4 protein-coding genes and 2 pseudogenes are annotated in these 5,512 nt (G+C 61.9%); 4 read left to right on the top strand and 2 right to left on the bottom strand.

Going from position 1 to position 5,512, the window contains the following annotated elements; all coding sequences use genetic code 11:
• Positions 1-154: 154 nt before the first annotated feature.
• Together C9427_RS33280 and C9427_RS33275 are read right to left on the bottom strand one after the other, a co-directional pair.
• The gene (locus tag C9427_RS33280; RefSeq protein WP_107653159.1) at positions 155-1,435 is read right to left on the bottom strand and encodes an IS1380 family transposase; all 1,281 of its coding nucleotides are present in this window, start codon (positions 1,433-1,435) and stop codon (positions 155-157) included.
• Positions 1,436-1,506: 71 nt separating this feature from the next.
• Positions 1,507-2,151, bottom strand: coding sequence for a site-specific integrase (locus C9427_RS33275; protein ID WP_107653158.1), 645 nt, complete (start codon positions 2,149-2,151; stop codon positions 1,507-1,509).
• A 161-nt stretch (positions 2,152-2,312) separates the two neighbouring features.
• On the opposite strand from C9427_RS33275, the pseudogene C9427_RS34350 reads away from it, so the two are divergent.
• The 4 genes and pseudogenes from C9427_RS34350 to C9427_RS34575 form a co-directional block, all read left to right on the top strand.
• A pseudogene (locus tag C9427_RS34350) lies at positions 2,313-2,465 on the top strand (ATP-binding protein); the annotation flags it as partial.
• 308 nt (positions 2,466-2,773) lie between these two features.
• Positions 2,774-2,983: a hypothetical protein gene (locus tag C9427_RS35530; RefSeq protein ID WP_425351708.1), complete on the top strand. Its 210-nt coding sequence runs from the start codon at positions 2,774-2,776 to the stop codon at positions 2,981-2,983.
• Positions 2,964-5,069: a recombinase family protein gene (locus tag C9427_RS33265; RefSeq protein WP_107653157.1), complete on the top strand. Its 2,106-nt coding sequence runs from the start codon at positions 2,964-2,966 to the stop codon at positions 5,067-5,069. Before C9427_RS35530 ends, C9427_RS33265 begins: the two co-directional genes overlap by 20 nt.
• Positions 5,062-5,202: pseudogene (locus C9427_RS34575) on the top strand (ATP-binding protein); the annotation flags it as partial. The gene C9427_RS33265 and the pseudogene C9427_RS34575, both read left to right, overlap by 8 nt.
• Positions 5,203-5,512 lie beyond the last annotated feature (310 nt).

The following is a 5,512-nucleotide window of genomic DNA, read 5'->3' as shown; positions in this document are numbered from 1 at the left end:
TAGCCCGTCCTATTCATGAGCCTTGTGGTTCGAGCGCCGTTGAGCGTTCGGTCATGCAGGTGTGAGGCGTCTTTTTCACCGCAGCTGAGACTGGACTTTGGAACGCGCTGGAGGGTCAAGGTGTCGGTTCGGCGGGGCTTTGATGCCCCGGCGCTCATGGTCCTGCGGGCTGCAGCGTGAGAGCGATTTGTCGGAACAGGCTGGCCTCGGGACAGGCGGCGGCGAAGGCCAGGCGGATGCGCGAGACGGTTTCGATGACGCGGGCGCCGAGCTTGAGGAGCCTGAGCCGCAGCGTGGCGAACTCGGCGCTGCTGAGATGATCGGTTGTGGGCACCGCCTCGCGCAGGGTGAGCATCAGCCAGTATGCGGCGGTGTGCAGGACGAGGCGCACCTGGTTGGCAATCGGTGAGCGGCAGCTGGTGCGGTCGGAGGCAAGCTGGCTCTTGTGCATCTTGATCAGGTTTTCGGCCTGGCCGCGGGCGCAGTAGATCACGTCGTAGACATGCTCGGCGGAGGCTTTGTCGAGATTGGTGACGACGAAGCGGATGTCGAGGCCGCGGGTGGTTGCCTCGATGCGGGCGCAGACGCGACGTTGCGTCTTCCAGGATTTCGCCTTGTATCGGGTCTCGGCATAGCCGCGCAGCACCGGCTTTTGCTCGAGCGCGCGGCGGGTGCGGATATCGTCGGCGGCTTCATCAACGAGACGCTGGAGAACCTTGTTGCCGGGCAATCCGAAGAGGTAGTCGAGCGCATTGTTCTCGCACCAGGCCATGACCTCCGCCCGGCCATAGTGGCCGTCGCCGCGGACCAGGATGCGGGTGGCCGGCCAGCGGGCGCGGATGCGCCTGACAAGCCGGCGCAGATGGCTGCGGATCTCCTTGCCCGTCGGGGTCTTGCCAGGACGCAGGATCATGGCGACCGGACGTCCGGTCGCGGCGTCATAGATGTGGATCGGCAGGAAGCAGCGCTCGTCGTAATGGGCGTTGAAGAGCGAGAGCTGCTGATGGCCGTGAACGACATCCACAGTGTCGTCGATGTCGAGCGTCACGCTTTTGGGCGGCGCGGCATAGCTCGACAGCCACAGATCGACCAGCACCCAGCCGAGCCGGATGACGGTGCGCAGGTCTGGCAGGTTCTCCAGGCGCGAGCAGGTCGGCTGCGAGCACAGATCAATCCCGCTGTCGGGCAGCCGCCCGCAGGCGAGCTTGAAGGCCGGGTCGGTGCGCAGCCGATCGAGATCGTTGGCATCCTCGTAGCCGCATGCGATCGCAAAGATGCGGGCGCGCAGAATGTCGGCCAGTTGCAGGCGTCGCTCGGCCGCGGCCAAAAGCATGACGCCACCATCCGAGGTGATGCGTCCGCCGTCAAACGCAGCTGTGATCTTCTTGCGCCCAACGGCTGGAAATGAGAGCGGCAGCAAGGTATCGTCGGTCATGGCAGGTGTGGCTCGCGAGACGTGGTGGCAGGACTGGCTTAGACAACCGAATCCTACGCCAAATCAATCGCTTAGGCTACATCCGCCAACCTCTCAGACGGGTCGTCGTGCATAAGACGGGCTAGCCCTCGCGCCGTCTTACCACGATCGCCGCAAAAGCGCAGGAAAGCGCGCAGATGGGCAACCTTGTGCTGGAGTGTTTGGCGCAGCACCCTGCGGCTCAAGATATGAATGAAGTTTTCGACGTGCTCTGATGTCAGTGCGGAAAGATCCTGTGACGGTCCAGCCGACATGGACAGAAACTCCTCGATCGTTCCCAAATGCTGACCGATCGTCGCCGGTGCTAACCCCCTCACGTCTAGAAGATATTCTCGATATCGCAGCAGCAACTGCTCCACGGGGTCTTGCGGCTGTGTTTCTTCGAGCCGCCCCTCTGCCTTAAGGAAGCGGCGATACGCGCGCTCGGTGGAAGCGTGGCGCAGAGCGCCAGGAACGAAGGCTAACGCTCCGTCCAATTCGGCTTCGAGTAGAACCCGGCCGCACTGAAGAGCGGCCGTGGCCTCAAGGATGCACTTCAATCGGTGGACATGGCGACGTGTCGCAGCACCAGGTAGATATCCTGCTGCGAGCAACCACCGGGCAAACAATTCAAGCTCCGCGCCGAAGCGCGAATATTCGTAGTGACAAAAAGACTTCGGGAACAAAACCTTTAGCATGGCACTCTCCTGTTGAGGTTTGGGGAGCAGCCATCCTAGGTGGACGGTGATTCAGTTATGTGGAGTTGTATCGTGGGAAAGTCGCGCGCCTGCGCGATCTTGCGGTGTCCGCTCCACATCTCTGCGCAGTGCACGTTAATCGAGTAATGTGCAGCACAACATTAATCGACGATTGGGGGCCCGAGAAGCTCGATGACGATCAGCGGCGCGATCTCCTCGAGATCGTCGAAGACCGTCATGGGCGCCGATCGACCATCGTCACCAGTCAAGTCCCCGTCGACCGCTGGTATGAAATCATCGGCAAACCAAACATCAGAGGCCGCCGCCATTCTCGACCGGGTGGTGTCTCATTTGACGGTGATCGACCCGCGTCACGGCCTTGCGGGTCAGCGTCTGGAGCTCGTTTCGTCCCGTTCTGCGCGCGGTCCGGCTTTCGTCGTTGTTCGACTACCTGACGGACGCCGCCGTTCAATTCGGCGCTCGGTGACCGACCTTGCCGTGGCGTCTGCGGAAGAACAAGGCGCATCGAAATCGTTGGCCCGCATCAACGTCCGAACGCTGCTCACATTGCTGCACCATTTGAACCGCACCTTGGCCTCCCCTATCGAGGAGGTGATTCGCGATGAATATCCAGTCGAATCTGTACCGCGTCGCGTCCCAGACCCCCACCAAAGTTCCGAACCCGAGTATCGCCACGCCGCCAAGTCTTTGGCTCAACTTGCCCGTGGAGGGGCAAAAGCAGATCGCGCAGAGCTTCGCGCGGCTTCTCTTGCGGATGCGATCGACGGGCACGCCGATCAAGGCGGATCGGCGTGTTGAGAGCATCGAATAGACCGGACGAGTGCGTCACTGCCGCGCATCGCGGCAAGCTCGCTTACATTTACGTCCGCCAGTCTTCCGTGAACCAGGTGCGGCATCATCAGGAAAGCACGGAGTTGCAGTACCGTCTCGTCGATCGCGCGGTCGCTCTTGGCTGGCCGCATGAGCGTGTGCATGTCATCGACGAAGACCTTGGCAAATCCGGAGCCGGGACCATTGAGCGGGCGGGCTTCAAGAAGCTGATTGCCGAGATCGGACTGGGAAACGCCGGCCTGGTCATCAGCCTCGATGCCTCCCGGCTTGCCCGCAACAACCGCGACTGGCATCAGCTCCTCGATTTGTGCTCGCTCTTCGGCGTCATCATTGCCGATGGTGAACGTCTCTACGATCCTTGCGCTTACCATGACCGCCTGCTCCTCGGTTTGTCCGGCATCATGAGCGAAGCGGAGTTGCACCAGATCAGGCAGCGCCTCCATCAGGGCGAGCGTCAGAAGGCGGCGCGTGGCGAGCTACGCCTTCCCGTTCCCGCTGGACTGGCGCATGGTCGCTCGGGCGAGATCATTCTCAATCCCGATGAGCAGGTGCAGGCGAGGCTCGGCCTGGTCTTCGCCAAATTCCGCGAGCTTCACAGTGCGCGGGCCGTGATGCACTACCTGCGAAAGAACGATTTGCCGCTGCCTGTGCGTCCCCTCCTCGGTCCCGCGCCGCACGATGTGGTGTGGCGCGAGGCCGACAGCTCACGAGTGCTCAGCATTCTCCAAAATCCTGCCTATGCTGGAGCGTATGTCTATGGCCGCAGGCGGGTGGAAGGTGGGCGGATTCGTCATGGCGTTTATCGCCCGAGGACGACCAAGGTCGCCATCGCCGACTGGGAGGTTTGCCTTCAGGCTGCCCATCCTGGTTATATCGGCTGGGAGGAGTTCATGGAGAACCAGAGGCGACTGGCCAACAACATCAACCACTATGCAGCCGGCCATTCGGGCGTGCCGCGCAAGGGAGCGGCACTGCTGCAGGGCATCGCTGTTTGTGGACGGTGCGGGCGCCGGATGAGCCTGCGCTATAGCGGTCCTGCGGGCGACTATCCCGTCTACACGTGTCGCGCCGACCGCGATCAGGATGGCGGGCCGCTATGCCAGGAAGTGCGCGCGTTGCCCGTCGATGCGCATGTCGAAAGCATCCTGCTTGAGGCCTTGAGGCCGGACAAGATCGCCATCGCCATCGCCGCCCTCGGCCAGATCGAAGAGGAGACGCGTCAGCTTGAGCGGCAGTGGGCGCTGCGGCGCGAGCGGGCCCGCTATGAGGCGGAAAGAGCACGGCGCCAATATGATGCGGTCGAGCCGGAGAACCGTCTGGTGGCGCGTTCACTGGAGCGCGTCTGGGAAGAGAAGCTTCGCGCCGCCGAGGCGATCGAACAGGATTACGAACGGTGGCGGCAGGACGAGCCGCTGGTCTTGAACGAGCCGGATCGCGAGGCGCTGCAAAGGCTGGGGGAAGATTTGCCCGGCATCTGGCACTCCCCTTCGACAACGGCGGCCGAGCGCAAGGGCATTCTGCGCCTCATCGTCTGCGAGGTCATCCTCGACCAGAAGCGCTTGCAGGGCCAAGTCTGGTTCAAGATCCTGTGGCAGACGGGAGCGACAAGCGAGCACTCCCTGCAAAGACGGGTCCACACCTATGGCGACTACGCCGATCTGGAGCGTCTACGGCGCCGCGTGATCGAACTCAACGCCGCAGGCAAAATGGACAAGGAGATCGCGGCGGCCTTGAACGCGGAAGGTTTTGTTGCAGCACGCGGCTGCGCGTTCAAAGGTGAGAATGTCTGGCTGCTGCGGAGACGTTGGGGCATCCCCACCGTCAAGATCAACGGGACGGGCGCCAATCCCGATCGATGGCCCGACGGATCTTACTCTGTTCAAGGGGCGGCAGCTGCCTTGGGCGTCACCCCGCAAACCGTCTTCGACTATCTCGCACGCGGCTGGCTCGAGGGACACCAGCTCACCAAGGGACAGCCGTGGCAAATCGAGCTCTCACATGACCAGATCAACACGCTGCGGGCGCGGATCGCACGCAACAGACGATCAAGCAAGGAGGTATCATGACAACTTCGGTGATCCCACCATCGCCGATGCCGTTCTCGACCGCCTCGTCCACAACGCCTATCGCATCGATCTCAACGGAGAGAGCCTACGAAAGCAACGCTCCATGCCACCACCGACTTCTTCGCCCGCTTGACCTTCGCCCGAACCCAATCCAAAGATCGAAAACGACCCAAGATCAGACCCAGAAAATGTCCGGCTTCAAATCGGAATCGTGGCCGGAATGAAATTGGAATAGGTGTCCGGCTTCAGATTGGAATGCATGGCCGGCTTCGTCGGAATCCGCACCAGTTCGTGCAAGGCTCGAAAACCACGACGAGCAGATCGGACAGGACGTGCTTGCAACCTTGCGCAGAATCAAATGCCATCTCTGGCATCGTAACGTCTATCGTGCCCGTGACGAAATCGCCGAGCTGCAGCTCGACGCGGAAAGTCTCGACACAGGC

Origin of the sequence: Mesorhizobium helmanticense (assembly GCF_003034915.1) — a bacterium.
In the GTDB taxonomy this organism is placed as follows: Bacteria; Pseudomonadota; Alphaproteobacteria; order Rhizobiales; family Rhizobiaceae; genus Mesorhizobium; species Mesorhizobium helmanticense.
This window is presented reverse-complemented; position numbering and strand designations above follow the sequence as displayed.